At 58.5% G+C, this 16,404-nt stretch carries 15 protein-coding genes and 1 pseudogene; 1 reads left to right on the top strand and 15 read right to left on the bottom strand.

Annotated features, from left to right (window positions below; genetic code table 11):
• The first annotated feature begins 88 nt into the window (after positions 1-88).
• Positions 89-1,270: an aminotransferase class I/II-fold pyridoxal phosphate-dependent enzyme gene (locus ACXKZG_RS08265; RefSeq protein WP_488875985.1), complete on the top strand. Its 1,182-nt coding sequence runs from the start codon at positions 89-91 to the stop codon at positions 1,268-1,270.
• Positions 1,271-1,320: 50 nt separating this feature from the next.
• Here ACXKZG_RS08265 and ACXKZG_RS08260 read toward each other — a convergent pair whose 3' ends face one another.
• From ACXKZG_RS08260 to ACXKZG_RS08190, 15 genes and pseudogenes are all read right to left on the bottom strand, one after another.
• Positions 1,321-2,889 carry a class I adenylate-forming enzyme family protein gene (locus ACXKZG_RS08260; protein ID WP_134824498.1) on the bottom strand — a complete coding sequence of 523 codons (1,569 nt, stop codon included), beginning with the start codon at positions 2,887-2,889 and terminating at the stop codon, positions 1,321-1,323.
• Positions 2,890-2,904: 15 nt separating this feature from the next.
• Positions 2,905-3,192, bottom strand: coding sequence for an oligopeptide/dipeptide ABC transporter ATP-binding protein (locus tag ACXKZG_RS08255; protein WP_488876239.1), 288 nt, complete (start codon positions 3,190-3,192; stop codon positions 2,905-2,907).
• A gap of 195 nt (positions 3,193-3,387) precedes the next feature.
• A pseudogene (locus tag ACXKZG_RS08250) lies at positions 3,388-3,846 on the bottom strand (ATP-binding cassette domain-containing protein); the annotation flags it as partial.
• Positions 3,843-4,856, bottom strand: coding sequence for an ABC transporter ATP-binding protein (locus ACXKZG_RS08245; protein WP_488876238.1), 1,014 nt, complete (start codon positions 4,854-4,856; stop codon positions 3,843-3,845). The gene ACXKZG_RS08245 and the pseudogene ACXKZG_RS08250, both read right to left, overlap by 4 nt.
• Complete coding sequence (locus tag ACXKZG_RS08240) at positions 4,850-5,725, bottom strand: ABC transporter permease (RefSeq protein WP_488875984.1); 876 nt, start codon at positions 5,723-5,725, stop codon at positions 4,850-4,852. The genes ACXKZG_RS08245 and ACXKZG_RS08240 overlap by 7 nt, the downstream gene beginning before the upstream one ends.
• A gap of 2 nt (positions 5,726-5,727) precedes the next feature.
• Positions 5,728-6,693 (bottom strand): ABC transporter permease, encoded by a 966-nt coding sequence (locus tag ACXKZG_RS08235; RefSeq protein ID WP_134824501.1) that lies wholly within the window; start codon positions 6,691-6,693, stop codon positions 5,728-5,730.
• Positions 6,694-6,696: 3 nt separating this feature from the next.
• Complete coding sequence (locus ACXKZG_RS08230) at positions 6,697-8,337, bottom strand: ABC transporter substrate-binding protein (RefSeq protein ID WP_134824502.1); 1,641 nt, start codon at positions 8,335-8,337, stop codon at positions 6,697-6,699.
• A complete protein-coding gene (locus ACXKZG_RS08225) occupies positions 8,334-8,765 on the bottom strand; it encodes a PaaI family thioesterase (protein ID WP_134824503.1) in 432 nt (143 codons plus the stop codon). Before ACXKZG_RS08225 ends, ACXKZG_RS08230 begins: the two co-directional genes overlap by 4 nt.
• Positions 8,762-9,775: a quinone oxidoreductase family protein gene (locus ACXKZG_RS08220; protein WP_134824504.1), complete on the bottom strand. Its 1,014-nt coding sequence runs from the start codon at positions 9,773-9,775 to the stop codon at positions 8,762-8,764. Before ACXKZG_RS08220 ends, ACXKZG_RS08225 begins: the two co-directional genes overlap by 4 nt.
• A gap of 314 nt (positions 9,776-10,089) precedes the next feature.
• The gene (locus ACXKZG_RS08215) at positions 10,090-10,935 is read right to left on the bottom strand and encodes an oxidoreductase (protein ID WP_488875983.1); all 846 of its coding nucleotides are present in this window, start codon (positions 10,933-10,935) and stop codon (positions 10,090-10,092) included.
• A 201-nt stretch (positions 10,936-11,136) separates the two neighbouring features.
• Entirely contained in the window at positions 11,137-12,063 is a 927-nt protein-coding gene (locus ACXKZG_RS08210; protein WP_488875982.1) for a 2-hydroxyacid dehydrogenase, read from the bottom strand.
• Positions 12,063-12,905 carry a GNAT family N-acetyltransferase gene (locus tag ACXKZG_RS08205; RefSeq protein ID WP_488875981.1) on the bottom strand — a complete coding sequence of 281 codons (843 nt, stop codon included), beginning with the start codon at positions 12,903-12,905 and terminating at the stop codon, positions 12,063-12,065. The genes ACXKZG_RS08210 and ACXKZG_RS08205 overlap by 1 nt, the downstream gene beginning before the upstream one ends.
• Before the next feature lie 109 nt (positions 12,906-13,014).
• Positions 13,015-13,971: an HTH-type transcriptional regulator Cbl gene (gene cbl, locus ACXKZG_RS08200; RefSeq protein ID WP_013202833.1), complete on the bottom strand. Its 957-nt coding sequence runs from the start codon at positions 13,969-13,971 to the stop codon at positions 13,015-13,017.
• Between the two features lie 139 nt (positions 13,972-14,110).
• Entirely contained in the window at positions 14,111-15,028 is a 918-nt protein-coding gene (nac, locus tag ACXKZG_RS08195; protein WP_053142226.1) for a nitrogen assimilation transcriptional regulator NAC, read from the bottom strand.
• 335 nt (positions 15,029-15,363) lie between these two features.
• On the bottom strand, positions 15,364-16,395 hold the full coding sequence (locus ACXKZG_RS08190; protein ID WP_041692054.1) for an ABC transporter permease: 1,032 nt from the start codon (positions 16,393-16,395) through the stop codon (positions 15,364-15,366).
• Positions 16,396-16,404 lie beyond the last annotated feature (9 nt).

The raw sequence follows: 16,404 nt of genomic DNA, 5'->3' as shown, positions 1-16,404 counted from the left end.
CTGCTAACGTCCGCGTGGGTTTTCCGTATTCACTGTTCAGGCGATATGCCATTATTTCCCGCTTAACCGTTTTATTTCCGGGGGGAATATGCCTGACTTTGCCGCATCGCAATTAGTGGAAGACTTAGAAGAAAATTTATTTGGCGTGCTGGAAAAGCTGGCGGCAAACGTCGACGGCACGCAGCTGCCGCTGATCGACCTGTCATCCGGCAGCCCGCGTCAGCCGACGCCGCCGGAAATCATCGCCAGCCTGCAGAGCGCGGCGGAAAACCCCGGCAATCACGAATATTCCTCATTCTGGGGAAAACCGCAGATCCGCACGGCCATCGCCGCATTTTATCTGCGCGAATACAGCGTGGAACTCGATCCTGACCGCGAGATCGCCGTTTTTCAGGGATCGCATATTGCGGTCAGCGGCATACCGCGCGCGTTGCTTAATCCCGGCCAGGTGCTGATTTCCACCGATCCCTGCTATCCCCTTTACCGCTCTGCGGCCAGGCAATCGCAGGCCGATTTTTACGGCATTCCACTCGATGAAAGTAGCGGTTTCCTGCCGGACTTCAGCCGGGTTCCCGAGGATATCGCCCGTCGCGGCGGCCTGCTGGTGCTTAACTATCCGCACAATCCTACCGGCGCGATGGCGACGCCGGCCCTGTTCCAGGCCGCGCTGGAATTTGCCGAAAACTATCACCTGCCGCTACTGCATGACTTTGCCTACGCCTCGATTGGCAGCCACCGCCAGGATCGGCCGATCAGCCTGCTGTCGCAGCCCGGCGCTAAACAGTGGGGCGTCGAGGTGTATACCATGTCGAAAAGCTTCCTGATGGCCGGCTGGCGCTTTGGCTTTGCGGTGGGCAATGCCTCGATTATCAGCGCCTTTAAGAAGCTGCACACCCACAGTTACAGTACCGTGTATGGCGCCGTTCAGGATGCCGCGGTCACCGCGCTGGAACTGCCGAGCGAACGCATTGACGCGCTGGCCGATATCTATCACCAGCGACGTGAGCAGGTTTTTACCAGGCTGGCGGAGATGAACTGGCCGGCGAGGAAACAGCAAGGCACCTTCTTCCTGTGGCTGCGGGTGCCGGACGGCTTTAGCGGCGAGGATTTTGTCGGCAAGCTGCTGCACGAGGCCCATGTGCTGGTTGCACCGGGTGATGGATTTGGTGAGCACGCCGGTCAGTATATTCGCATCAGCCTGACGGTGCAGACTGAGCTGCTGATGGCCGCGCTGGATCGCATTGCGGCGTTGGAACTGTTTGCGGCTTAGCGAATCCGTGATCCGATCCAGGCCGACAGTCGTCGGCCTGGTATTCTTAGCTACAACGCCTGCCCAACCCCGTTTTGTGCACCGGCCTCGTTCAGTGACGTTTCCCAGCCGTTTTGCTGCTCAAGAAGCTGTGCCCGCTGGATCAGCTGGTTGCGATCGACCTTATTGGTGCCGGCCCACGGCAGCTCGTTGAGGAAAGCAATCCGGCGCGGGTGTTGATAGGCGGGTGCCTGGGACAGCGTCCAGGCTTTCAAATCCTCTGCGCTCAGTAAACGCCCCGGCTGCAGGACCACAAATGCCACCGGCACCTGGCTGCGCTCCTCATCGGGCAACGGCACCACACAGGCTTGTCGAACCAGCGGATGGGCCTCCAGTGTCTTTTCCACCTCCACCGGGTAAATGTTTTCACCGGAGGTCACAAACATATCGTCGGCCCGCCCGACAAAGTAGTAAAAGCCCTGTTCATCACGACGCATCACATCGCCACTGTCATACCAGCCTTGCGACAGCACCTGCGCGCTTTTTTCCGGCAGGCGATGGTAGCCCGGCGTCACCGCCGGATTACGCATGCGTAATATCCCTTTCGACGGTGACTCCGGCCCGACCAACTCCACCGCATCCTGTGACAGCGGATACCCCAGCGACAGCGATGGCGTTTTGATGCCGTCAGGATGCGGGCCAAAAATCGCCGGTCCCGCTTCGGTGGTGCCGTATCCGTGCGAAAGGATCGCGCCAGGAAACGCGGTTTTGATGCGGTCGAGTAGGCCCAGCGTCATCGGTGCCGATCCCAGCATCACTTTGTTAAGCGCGCTGAAGTCGTACTGCTTCAGACGGTCGCTGTCGCGCAGCAGTCGCGCAAACATGGTGGGCACGGCGGTGACAATGTTGATGCGGTAATCGGACAGTGCCTGCAGATAGCTGTCGATAGTAAACGACGGCAGGATCACCAGCAGACCGTTAGCAGAAAACACCCGCTTGCTGAGGAATAATCCATTCATATGGAACAGCGGCTGTGCGACCAGATAACGGTCCTGCGGGCCGTCGGGCTCCACGCCGCCAAATCGGGTGATGGCTAACGCCCAGCGGTGCCCGGTATGGGTTAGCGGCACGCCCTTCGGCCGACCGGTCGAGCCGGAGGTGTAGAGGATCATCGCCACTTCATCCTCGGCGGCATCCACCGATGTAAAGGTTTGCGGCACGATCTTCGAAGCGTAACCTTCATCGCTCGCGTCATCAAAGTCCAGCAGCGGGACCTGACCTGCCAGCTGTCCGGCGCGTGCCCCATCGACAAACGCCAGCTGGATATCGGCATCTTTCAGCAGATAAAGCAGCGTGTCGGTCGGCAGTTTGATATTTAAAGGTACCGCCACCAGCCCGGCGCGCATTATGCCGAAATAGGCAATCAGGTACTCCGCGCGATTCAGCGAGGCAATGGCGATACTGCTGCCGCGTGGATAGCGCTGTTGCAGATAGTGCGCCACCCCACCGGCCAGCAAATCGACTTGCTGGTGGCTGTAATGCCTTGGCTGCGCCGCATCCAGCAGGTCGATGAGCGCCGGGCGCTGCTGGTCCAGCTGGCGGTCGGTCAGATCGCCGAGATTATTAATCTGTACTGTCATGTTGGTGCTCCGAATTCAGCTCAGGGGATAATGACAGGCCACCTGACGCTCAGATAAATGAGGGTTCAGCGCCGGGCGCTGTTGTTGGCACAAAGGCTGTGCGTGAGGACAACGGGTATGAAAAGCGCAGCCAGTCGGAGGAGAAAGCGGGCTGGGTAGTTCTCCCTGTAACAGCGCTTCCGCCCGCGGATGACGGGGATCGGCGACCGGGGCAGCCGCCAGCAGCGCCTGGGTATAGGGATGAGCCGGCCGTCGCCAGAGTTCGGCCGTCGGCCCGCTCTCCACGATGCGCCCGAGATACATCACCATCACCCGATGGGCGATATACTCAACCACGCTGAGATCGTGCGAAATAAACAGGTAGGCCACCTGGGTACGTTGCTGGATATCCTTCATCAGGTTAATCACCTGCGCGCGCACCGAGACGTCGAGAGCGGACACTGGTTCATCACAAATCACCACCTGCGGCTCGGTTGCCAGCGCACGGGCAATGCCAATACGCTGGCGCTGTCCGCCGGAAAACTCGTGCGGATAGCGCTGGGCCGAATCGGGCGAGAGGCCAACCTGCTCCAGCAGCTCGGCCACCCGGTGCTGAATGGCTTTTTTGCGCCAGCCCGCCACCTGTAACGGCCGTGAAATGCTGGTTCCCACCGACTGGCGAGGGTTCAGCGAGCCTTGCGGATCCTGAAACACCATTTGCACCTGCCGTCTGAACGGCAACAGCGACTTACCGTGCAACCGACTGACGTCTTGGCCCGCCACGTTAAGCACCCCTTCCGCCGGGATCAGGCGCATCAGTGCCTTGCCCAGCGTCGATTTACCACAGCCGGACTCCCCCACTAGCCCCAGCGTTTCGCCGGCTTTCAACTGCAGATCGACCCCGGTAAGGGCAAAAACGTCGCCCTCCGGAGTGTGGTAACGCGCGCTAATCGCCTGCGCTTCAAGGACGTTGCTCATGTTCTTCCTCCGGCACGCTTCAACGTCACCGTTTCAGCCCGGTGTGCGGCGACAAAGCAGGCGGCAAAGTGCTGCTCGCCAAAGAGGTTCAGCTCAGGCGGGCGCAGCTGACAGACTGGCTGGGCTTCGGCACAGCGATCGTAAAAGGCACAGCCTGCTGGCAATTCGCTCAGCGCAGGTACCCGTCCTGGAATCGACAGCAGTTTTTGATCGGCCGCACCTGAAATCGGGGTGGCGCGCATCAACCCTCGCGTATAGGGATGCATCGGATGATCAAATAGGCTCAGCACCGGGGCTTCCTCCACCTTGCGTCCGGCATACATCACCGCCACCCGATCGGCCATCGCCGCTACTACGCCGAGATCGTGGGTGATCAGCAGCAGCGCCATCCCGGTCTCCTGTTGCAACTCGCGCAGCAAGGCAAGGATTTGTGCCTGAATGGTCACATCCAGCGCGGTGGTCGGCTCATCGGCAATTAACAGCGTCGGTTGGCAGGCAATGGCCATCGCAATCATTACCCGCTGCGACATGCCGCCGGACAGCCGGTGCGGATATTCCTGCATGCGCCGACGAGGATCCGGGATATGTACCTTTTCCAGCAGCGCCACCGCACGCTCACAGGCCTCAACCCGGCTCAGCCCCAGATGCACCCGCAGCACCTCCATCAGCTGGTTACCGACGGTTTTCACCGGATTCAGCGCGCTCATCGGATCCTGAAAAATCATCGCAATTTTTCGTCCTCTTAGGCGCTGCATCTGGCGGTCGCTAAGCCGGGTGAGATCCTCGCCAGCAAAGCCGATGTTCCCTTCGCTGACCCGCGCCGTCGGTTGCGGCAGTAGCCCCATCAGCGCCAGTGCGGTCAGGGACTTGCCGCAGCCCGATTCCCCCACCAGCGCCAGCGTTTCACCGGCATTGATCGAAAAGGAGAGATCGCTCAGCGCCCGGACCCGCTCGCGCCCAATCCGCAACTCAATGCTCAGCCGGTTGACGGTCAGTACGCTGCTCATGATCGCGCTCGCAATTTTGGGTTGAACGCATCATTCAGACCATCACCGATCAGGTTGAGCGCCAGCACCGTCAACATGATTGCCACGCCCGGCACTGCGCAGATGTACCATGACGAGCGGATCAGCGTTCGACCCTCGCCTACCAGCCGTCCCCAGCTGGCAAGGTTAGGATCGCCCAGGCCTAAAAAGGCAATCACCGATTCGTACAGAATCGCCCCCGCCACCACCAGCGAGGCCAGTACAATCACCGGCGGCATCACGTTGGGAAGGATCTCTTTGGTAACGATATTGAAAGCGCTCATGCCGCTGGCCCGGCAGGCCAGCACAAACTCACGCTCTTTATACGAGAGAAACTCCGCCCGGGTGAGTCGCGCAATCGGCTGCCAGGAAACCAGACCAACGGCAATAATGATGTTGATCATCTGCGCCCCCAGCACAGAGACCACCGTCAGCACGAACACCACGTTAGGAATGATCTGGAACAGCTCCGCCACGCGCATCAGCCCTTCATCCACCCAGCCACCGAACCAGGCAGCGCTGGCCCCGACGCTAACGCCAATCAGCGTTGCCGCCAGGCTGGCGCTGAGGCCAATCAGCAACGTGGCGCGGGCGCCGTGAAACAACAGCGCGGTCATATCGCGGCCCATCGAATCCGTGCCCAGCGGAAAGTGGCCGTCGGTAAACGGCCATATCTCCGGCACCGCTACGATACGCAGCGGATCGGTGGGGTAAATCCACGGGGCGCCGATCGCCGCCAGCAGGATCAGCAGCACGATAACGGCACCAAAAACCGCCCCGCCATGCCGGCAAAACTGCCTGACCCAGCCTGCCCGAGCCGGCACCGGTTTACCTGTCAAAGAGATGACGGACATCGTTAGCTCCTTATACGTGGGTCGAGGCGGGAATAGACCACGTCGACCACAATATTGATGGCAATCACCAGCAGCGAACTCAGCACCAATACCCCCAGCACCACCGGATAGTTGCGGCTCATCACGCTGTCAAAAAGCACCTGCCCGATGCCCGGCCAGCTGAACACGGCTTCAATCACGATGCTCCCGCCCAAAACCGTGCCGAGCTGTAAGCCCAGCAGCGTTACCACCGGCAACAGCGCATTACGCAGGGTGTGGCTGATAATCACTCTGGCGCGACTTAACCCCTTCGCCCGCGCGGTGCGGACAAAATCCATCTGCCAGACTTCCAGCATCGAGGCGCGCATCACGCGGGTATAGGTGGCGGCGTAGAATAGCCCCAGCGCCACCGCCGGCAGCGTCAGGTGATAGAGAATGTCCACCGCGTGCCCCCAGAGCGACAGGTTGGCACCGATGGTTTCCATGCCGCCCACCGGGAACCAGCCCAACTTGACGGAAAACAGGATGATCATCATGATGCCGAGCCAGAAACTCGGGGCGGCAAAACAGAGCACCGCCAGCGCGGAAATCAACGTATCCCAGACGCTGTTGACCCGAATAGCCGACAGCACGCCCGCACTGCACCCCACCAGTACCGCCAGTGAAATACTCGCCAGCATTAAAATCAGCGTGGCCGGAAGATGCGTCAGGATCACGTCCAGCACCGGCATGTTTTGCCGGTATGAATAGCCCAAATCGAACTGCAGCACCGAGACGATATATTTCACCAGCTGCATAAAGGCAGACTGATCCATGCCGTACAGGTGACGCAGCCGGGCAATCATTGCCGGATCGGTCACCTGCTGCTCCGCGGTCATCACATCCAGCAGACTGCCGGGCACCAGTTTGATCAGCAGGAAGTTGATGATGATCACCCCCAGCAACAGCGGGATCCCTTGCAGGATCCGTCGAACAATCAGTCTCAGCACAGGCTACCCCGCCAGCCAGATATCGTTAAGCGACGTCCCCTGCACGTTGGCATCGGTGGTCAGCTGACGGACGTTTTTACGCGCCAGGGTGAACGACTGCATCTCCACCAGCGGAACAATCGGCACGTCGGTACTGGCAAGCTGCGCGAACTGGTGCACCAGCGCCTTGCGCTTCGCCTCATCGGTTTCCACAGTAATGCTGGCGACCAGCCGATCCATTTCCGGGGTGCTGTATCCCGTGGCGTTACGGAAGGCCGCGCCTTTTACGATGCCGTCGGTAGTAAAAAATTGCGTTACCGTCGGCACCGGTTCGATTGGCGAGGTGTAATTTGACACGGCAATATCGTAGTCATAATCACTGTAAATACGCTTCAGGGCAGTGGCGCGATCGACCGAATCCAGCCGCACCTCGATGCCGATATCATTCAGCGCCTGCTTAAGGTATTGCCCGAGCTTGGCGTTTTCTTCAAACCAGGCCGCCGCCAGCAGGTTGACGCTAAAGCGCTTGCCGTCTTTCAGCGGCAAACCAGCCTGATCCAGCAGTTGCTTCGCCTTCTCCGGATTGAAGTCATAGGTCGGCACGTCGGCGGTGAAGAACAGCGAATTGCTGCTGAAAATTGGCGAGATCGCCGCTTTGCCGCGGCCAAAGTAGATGGTGTTGATAATGAACTGGCGATCGATGGCATGCAGCAGCGCCTGACGCACTTCCCGGCGTTTGACGTGCTCGCGGCGCTGGTTGAACTCGACGCTGACCGTCCAGGCCGAGTTTTCATAGCCTCCGGTATCCAACACCACCTCGCCGGTTTTCACCAGCCGGTCAATTTCTCTGGCCGGGACCGGATTGGAATAACCGATGGTCAACTCGCCAGTTTCTAGCGCAGCAGTGCGTGAGGCGGCATCGGCCCACCAGCGGACAATCAGTTTATCCAGCCACGGCTGACCCTGGCCCCAGTAGGTTTCATTGCGGGCATATTCGACGTAGCTGCCGCGTACCCAGTTGCTGTACTTCCACGGACCGGTGCCCACCGGGCGATTATTCAGCGGATTGGTCAGCAGATCCTGACCGGCATACAGGTGCTTTGGTAACACCAGCTGATACTGACCTGCCAGGGTGGATTTCAGGAAAAATTCGGGGACCGGCACATCGAAATCGAGCTGCACGGTATAGGGATCGAGCGCTGCTGCGCGGGTAAGGGATTTCAATGCAATCCCTGCCGACAGCGCTTTCCAGTGCGCCAGCGCGTTGAACACCACGTCATCCGCCGTAAAGTCCTGCCCGTCGTGCCACTTCACGCCCTGTCGGAGCGTTAAGGTGTAGGTTTTGAAGTCCGCTGACGGCGTGACGCTTTCGGCCAGCACCGGCTGGAACACCAGATGGTTATCAAGCTTCAGCAGGCGTTCGAGAATTTTTGTTGAGGTCTGAAAAGGTGCCGAACCGCCGCCGCCGGGCACATACAGCGCCTGTGGCTCCAGTCCACCCCAAGATATCACCGCGGTGCCGCCGCGCTTCGGGACTTCGGCGCTAACGGTGGCCGCAACGGCCTGCGACAGCAGTGAAAAGCCGCTGAGTTTAGCGGTCGCCATCAGCGCGGTGCCACCCGCCGTTAATGCCAGAAAACGGCGGCGTTGAAGATTCATGGTCATGCTTTTTCTCCCTGGATCTGCGTGGCGTAGCTGGCGCGACCCAAGGCCACCACTTGGCCCTGCCGATTCAGAACATCAATGTCAGCCACACCAACGGTACGGCCCAGACGTCGCACGCGGGCAACCACGGTCAAATCGGTGGCAATCGCCGGGCGCAAATAATCCACGCGGAAGTTGATGGTCGGTAAGCCCTGTCCCAGCAGCATGCCCAGCGCGAAATCGCCGACCGTATCAATGACCGAGGCCAGCGGGCCGCCGTGCCATTGGCCCGAGCCGGCTTTACGCTCGAAATCAGGGCGCATTGGCACGCTGACCGTCAGGGTTTGCGCCTCATAGTCCACGTCTTCAACCGTCAGATTGAGCCAGTGAATAAAGGGAGAGTCGCGAAAGATTTCGCTAAGTCGATTAGCATCCAGCCGCTGAGTCATGCCACCACCACCTTGCCAAAGACCTGACGCTGTTCCAGTGAGGCCAGCGCCTCCGCACCTTGTGCTAGCGGCCACTGGCGATCGATTACCGCCTTGAGTTTGCCTGCGGCCACCTGGTCCAGCAGCGCGTGCAGATCCTCACGCTCCCAGCCGTTTGAGCCCCGGATTTGCAGTTCATAGGTCCAGATGTAGCGCAGGTCTTCCGGCGGGGCATAGCCCGCGGTTGCGCCACAGGTCAGCAAACGGCCTCCAATACGCAGGGTTCGCAGGGAGTTAACCCAGCTGTCGCCGCCGGTAAAGTTCACCACCACGTCGACGCCTCCTGGCACCTCAGCACCGCGTCGGCGCGCCGGTTTACCGTGGCGGGCAAAGATCGTCTTCATAAAGTCTTGTTCGCGGTAGAGGATGACCTCATCGGCACCCAGCTCGCTCAAGCGTGCGGCTTTTTCGGCCGATCCGGCACAGGCAATAACCCAAGCCCCGGCCAGTTTGGCCAGTTGCACCGCGCATACGCCTACGCCGCCGCTGGCGCCGAGGATCAGCACTTTCTCACCCGGCTGGATCTGGCCGATAGTCTGCATCATGCGCCACGCCGTGCCGTAAGCCACTGGCAACGCCGCCGCTTCGGCAAATGACACGCCGTCAGGAAGTTTGATCAACTGATGTGCCGGCACGCGGCATCGCTCGGCAAGCCCACCGTGGCTGGTTTCGCCAATCAGCCCACCGTCCACGCGATTAAGCGGATCCACCAGCACCCGATCCCCCACCTGCCAGCCAGTGACGTTGTCGCCCAGAGAAATAATTTCGCCGGCAACATCAAGGCCAATAATAATAGGGAATTCAAGCTGGATGCCGGGCATTCCGCGACGAGTAAATACGTCATGGTAATTAAGTGAAGAGGCTTTAACGTCAATGATGACGTCGTTAATACCGGGAGTCGGATTGGGGAAGTCATTTTCAAGGCGCAGTGATTCATTACCACCGTGCTCACGCAATACGATAGCTTTCATTATTTTCCCATTCGTAAATAAGATAATTTAATTAATTCAGTCGTGTGACTATATAACTATTTTAAGTGCATCTTAACCGCAATCCACATTGGATAAATAAATCCATGTTTGCATAATAAGTTTTTAACTAATGTGGAGTGACGGTGAATAATTCAACGGGGAAAGGTTTATCATTTTTAGCGGGAAAAAGAGAAATACAAATAAAGGGTAACTTATGCCGGAAAATAGCTATCCCTGATTTTTGTGCTGATAACCAGATATTGCTCTTTATATGCACAAAATAGAGAACGCCTGACGGCGTTCTCGGGAAAAAATCATTTCGGAAAATCAGTGCCGACCGAGGTATCTTTCCAGGCTTCAACCTGGGAAAGACGCGCTTTGAGTTTCGCCGTTACCGCATCGTGACCCCAGGCGCCCATCACCAGATGCCGCGGCGCATCGTCGGTGTGGGTGATGGCAATCATTGCCTGCGCGGCGCGCACCGGATCGCCCGCCTGCTTGCCGCTGTTTTCGGCGGTGCCTTTCATCCTGGCGGCGGCGGTTTCCTCGTAATCATTAATTTTGCTTGGCGTCTGATGCAATGAACGTCCGGCCCAGTCGGTGCGGAACGGTCCCGGCTCGACACAGGTGACGTGAATGCCTAACGGACCCACTTCCGCCAGCAGGGAATCTGACCAGCCTTCTACCGCATGTTTGCTGGCAGAGTAATAGCCCGAGCCTGGGAAGCCAATAATGCCCGCCACCGAGGTGATATTGATAATGTGTCCGCTGCCCGATTTACGCATGGTCGGCAGCACTTCGCGGGTCATGGCAAACAGGCCAAAGACGTTGGCATCAAACTGGGCGCGGATTTCCTGCTCTTCACCCTCTTCCACCGAGGTCTGATAGCCATAGCCGGCGTTATTGACCAGCACATCGATGGTGCCGAATTTCGCCAGCGCCGCCTCAACCCCTTTTTTAATGGTGCTGCTGTCGGTCACGTCCAGCGCCAGTGCCAGCGCGCGATCTTCCACGCCGGTCACCAAATCCTCAATTTTTGATTTATCCCGCGCGGTGACCACTACGCGGTAATTCTGTTTCAACAGCTCTTTTACCAGTTCGCGCCCAAAACCTGTTGAGCAGCCGGTAATAAACCAGACGGGATTCTTGTCAGTAGCCATGTTGTTATCCTCAGTTCTGCAGTGTTGAAAATGAGAACCCCACCACGAACGCAGTGGGGAAAAGCATGACCCAAAGCGTAGTTGCTGAAACGCCTCGCTGCCTGGTTGCTTTGTGCGAAAGTATGTCCCGACCGACGCGGAGCCGCGGCAGTCGGGCCGATGAAGGCATTAGCGAAGATTCCGTGGCGGCCTTTGTTGTGCTTAATAACCCCGCGACCGGTCAACCAGGCCGATCATCGTTTCGCCCCGTTCAAAGCGGCGAATATTCTCCAGCAGCGCACGCACCGCACTTTCGGGCTGGGTCTGGCTGGCGATATGCGGCGTCAGCCAGATGGCCGGATGGGTCCAGAACGGATGATCTTGCGGCAGCGGTTCTGGCGAAGTGACGTCAATCACCGCCGCCTGCAGCTGACCACTTTCCAGCGCGTCCAGCAGGTGTTGATGATGAAGATGCTTGCCGCGCCCCACCTGCACCAGCGACGCGCCCGGCGGCAGCTGGCTGAACAGCGAAGCATTCAGGATGCCTTCGGTGGCGGGCGTCAGCGGCAGCAGGCAAATCAGGATATCGCTGCGGGCCAGAAACGCGCCAAGCTGGGCGTCACCGACAAAGCTGCTGACGCCGGGGATGGCTTTCGCCGAGCGGCTCCAGCCGGCGCAGTCGAAGCCCAGTTGCACCAGCGGCGCTAAGGCCGCCTCGCCCAGTTCGCCAACACCCATCACCCCCACCCGACAGTCTGCCGCGGGTTTGCTGCCATGGCCGAGCCACAGCTGCTGACGCTGCTGATGCAGATAGCGCGGCATATTGCGGTGCAAACCGAGCACGGTGAAGGTGACGTATTCCACCATGCCCTGGGTTAGGCCCGGTTCGATCATCCGCACCACCGGCAGTTCTGGCGGCAGGTGGGAATAATCAAACTGGTCGGCCCCGGCACCCACCGAGAACAGCACCTTCAGATTCGGGAACTGCTGCAAGATCTCCTCCGGCGGCTGCCAGGCCACCAGATAGTCGATGCTTGCAGGATCGCCGATGTCTGGCCACTGGCGGAAGCTGGCGTCCGGGGCCAGTTTCGCCAGCAAATCCGCCCACAGTTCGCCGCGTTCAGAGGCGGATTTATAGAGGATATTCATCAGGCCATCGCCTGCGACATTAAGCCAAACGCCAGCATTCCTTGCGGCTGCCAGGGTTTGCCGTGGATCATCGCCACCGGACGGTCAACTTCCAGCAAACCCAGCGTATTCAGCCAGTCGCCGAGGCCGTTTTCGCTGCTGGTATCGAGGCGAACGAACTGCCCCTGCAATCCCGCCAGCAGCGCGCTAATCAGCACCTTCGCGCGCGGGAGATCGCGGCAGATCACCGGCCCAACGCTATAGCCGTAACCAAAACGCCGCAGGCAGGCAAAACCTTGCACCGTGCCCTGCTCTTCCAGCAGTAAAATTCGCTCTGCGCTGTCGAACAGGGTGTCGATAAGCTGCAGCCGGTATTGGCCGTGCGCCTGACGATCCAACGTGGTCATCAGCGCCAAATCGTCACGGCAGGCAGGCCGCAGCAGCTGCCCCTGTTCAGGTAACAGCGGGATCACTTCGGCCAGTTCACGGCACTGATGCTGTTCAATGTGCCCACAGGCGACAAATCCCAGCTTCTCGTACAGCGGTTGCCCCATTTCCGTGGCGTGCAGGCGCGCATTGCGCCCTTCCAGCTTGTGCAGCGCGGTTTGCATCAGCTGCTTGCCAATTCCTATGCCCTGCGCCTGGTCGGCGACAATCACCAGTCCAATCGACGCGTAATCCTCACCCCAGCGCCAGAAAATTGTCGTGCCCAGCAGTTCACCGTCCTGTTCCACGGCGATCCCCTCGCCCAGCTGTAGCGCCTGTTGCCAGTCGGCCAGCCGGTGCGGCCACTTAAGGTGTTGGGTCAGAGCAAAGGCCTGTTGAAGATGCCGGTCCTGCAGTGCGCAAATCGGGTAACTCATGCTTTTTCCTCTACGGCTGAAGGCAAAAAAAACGCCCATCTCGGGTGATGAGAATGGGCGTATTTGCGCTTCTTTTTCAACTGTTTTTGCTTCAGGCGAGCCTGAACGGTCAGATCTGGAAGTCGAGAACCGGCTCCTCGGTGGTGACTGCCAGCGCCTGACGCTTGATCTCTTCCAGCGACAGATTGGCGTTGCACAACTCAAGGAATTGCCAGACAAAGTTACGCTGCAGCTGGCCGCGCTTCAACCCCAGCCAGACGGTGTTGGACTCGAACAGATGCTTGGCTTCCAGTCGGGTCAGCGACGAATGCTCGTCCAGCTGGCAGGCCTGATCGGCCAGCACGCCGACACCTAAGCCTAATTCGACATAGGTTTTCACCACGTCGGAATCCTGCGCGCTTAACACGATGTCCGGCTTCAGGCTGGCAGAATGGAAGGCGCGGTCAACGCGCGAACGTCCGGTGATGCCCTGGCGGTAGGTGATTAACGGATAGCGGCTCAGCGCTTCCAGCGAGACCGGCTGCTGCTGCTCCAGCTCATGCCCTTTCGGCACCAGCAGCGCATGATGCCAGTTAAACCACGGGAAAGCGGCCAGCGCCGGGTTATTCACTACCTGCTCGCTGGCGATCCCGACATCGGCTTCGCCCGCGGCCAGCATGGTAACGATCTCCTGCGGAGATCCCTGATTCAGTTCAACGCGGACATTGGGATAGAGCGCGCGGAAGGCTTTGATCACCTTCGGCAAAGAATAGCGTGCCTGGGTGTGGGTGGTGGCGATGGTCAGCACCCCACTGGATTCATTGGTGAAGACGTCCGCCAGGCGGCGCACCTTGCCCGCTTCATCGAGGATGCGTTCAGCAATGGTCAACAGCGCTTTACCGGGTTCGGTCATGCCGAGCAGGCGTTTGCCACGACGGATAAACAACTCCACGCCCAGTTCATCTTCCAGATCCCGGATATGGCGACTGACGCCGGATTGCGAAGTGAATAACGTATTGGCAACTTCGGTAAGATTAAAGTCGCAGCGTGCGGCTTCCCTGATGATTTTAAGCTGTTGAAAATTCACGCGCGCGCCCCTTTCTGTTTTCTGTTGGATAACGACATGTTAAGGAGGCTAATCGATATCAACAAATAATAAAAAAAGGTTTTATATGCTTTTTAGTGCTAAGAAGTGAGGCGCGCAACCGCGCGCCCGACAGAGGGGATTAGCTCACTAACATCAGTTCGCGGTCTTCGACCACCGGCTTGTTCAGCAGCGATAACAGAATATTTTTCACCGCCTGCGCCGATGGCGACAGCGGCACGCGGGCAGAGACGTTCAGCGACAGCGGCAGATTCAGCGTTGGGCTGTTAATTCGCGCCATCCACGCATTGGTCGAACTGACCAGCGCACGGGCAGCAGATTCTGGCAGCACGGTGACACCCATTCCGCTGGAAACGGCGGCGGTCAGCGTGGCGATAGATTCGATTTCACCGATAATGCGGGCGCTGAGGCGACGCAGTGAGAAGGCTTCATCAACGCGTTTACGCACGGCGCTGTAATCACGCGGCAGGAACAGGTTCATCAGCGCCACGTCGGCCAGGTCAATGGTCTGTCCTGGACAGTCCGTTGCGCCAACCAGATACAATTCTTCTTTCATCAGCGGCATGCTGGTGATGCCAGCCGTAGGCGCACGATCGTAGAGCACCGCCATGTCAAGCTGCCCATTCATCACTTTTTCGTTTAATGACGAGCCGCTGTTCTCATGCAGATAGACCAGCACATCCGGGAATTGCTCACGCACGGTTTGCAGTAACGGCATGGTCAGCGATGACGCTGCGGTGCCCGGTGCAAGTCCAATAGAGACCTGACCATTCAGTGACTGACCGGCATTGATTACCGCGGTCTGCGCCTGCTCACACTGGCGCAAAATGGTACGGGCATGTGAATAGAGGATCTTGCCCGCTTCGGTTGGCGTCACGCCACGCTTGGTGCGGATCAACAATTGCTGGTCCAGTTCATTCTCAAGCGTCGCGACCTGCTGGCTTAGGGCAGGCTGTGCAATATGCAGGACTTCTGCGGCCTGAGTCAGGCTGCCGATGTCGACGATTTTTACGAAATATTTGAGTCGTCGTAAGTTCATGTTGCCTCCGTCACGGATCCCCGAATGCCATTTTCACTGGCGTAAGAAATAAGTTTTCACTCTGGTGCACTGAGATAATTGCAATCACCGTGCCAGAATTTTCTTAAGGGGAGTTATCAGGGTCAGCTTATGGCTAACAGGCGGTAAAATAAGAGAATCTGATTACCCCTTTAGGGTTAATCATAATTATTTATACCTTGGTGGGGGAGAAAGACAGGATTGGCGCACTGCATTGGTGCAAAAATTGCTGTCCAGGCGTGCATGTAACCGTTACCACGTCGTCGAAAGGGCCAGAACAGTGATGTTCTGGCCCTGAGCGCGTGTTGCAGAATGACTTAGCGTTTCTTGCGGTTGCGGTACATATCGATGGAAACTGCGGCCACAATGATGATGCCTTTAATGATGTCCTGAACGTAAGCATCGACGCCGACGAAGGTGAAGCCGCTCTTGATCAGCCCGAGAATCACCGCACCAATCAGCGTACCGGTGATGCGACCGACGCCGCCCATCAGGCTGCTGCCGCCAATAACCGCTGCGGCAATCGCATCCAGTTCGTACGACATCCCCATGCTTGACTGACCGCTACTGACGCGCGCCGCCAGCACCACACCGGCCAGACCGGACAGGCCACCGGCGATGGTATAAACGATGATCAGGTATTTGTTAACGTTAATCCCGGACACCTTCGCCGAGGTCATGTTGCCGCCAATGGCGTAAACATATTTACCGTAACGCGTATGCTTGAGGGCAATGTGGAAGATCACCGCCACCACCAGGAAGATGATCACCGGCATCGCGCCCTGACCAATCGAGGTGAAGCCATCAGACAGGAAGCTGATAGGGTTACCCTGGGTGTAATACTGCGCCAGACCGCGCGCCGATACCATCATCCCCAGTGTGGCAATAAAAGGAGGGATGCCGGTGCGGGTGATCAGCACGCCGTTGATCACCCCAGCGAGGAACCCGACCCCCACCCCCGCGACAATCGGTACCACCGCAGGCAGGTTCACCAGCGACGGATACATTGGCGTCAGGCTGTCGGAGGTTTGTGCCAGACTGGCCGCCACCACCGCGGTTAACGCAATCACCGACCCGGACGACAGGTCGATCCCCGTGGTAATAATGACCTGCGTCACCCCCACGGCAATGATCCCGATAATCGCCACCTGCAGCACGATCAGCACCAGGCGATTTGGGTTCATCAGAAACGACTGGTCACGCACATACCAACCGAAGGCTTCAAAGATCAGCGCAATGCCGACCATCACGATAAAGATACCGGTGTCTTTCGGCAATTTGCCTTTCAGACTGGAGAATACAGAAGCCGAGGGGGCCGGCTGTTGAGTTGTCATTTTTACATCACTCATAGGGTTACC

This window comes from Erwinia sp. 2186, assembly GCF_057812255.1.
This window is presented reverse-complemented; position numbering and strand designations above follow the sequence as displayed.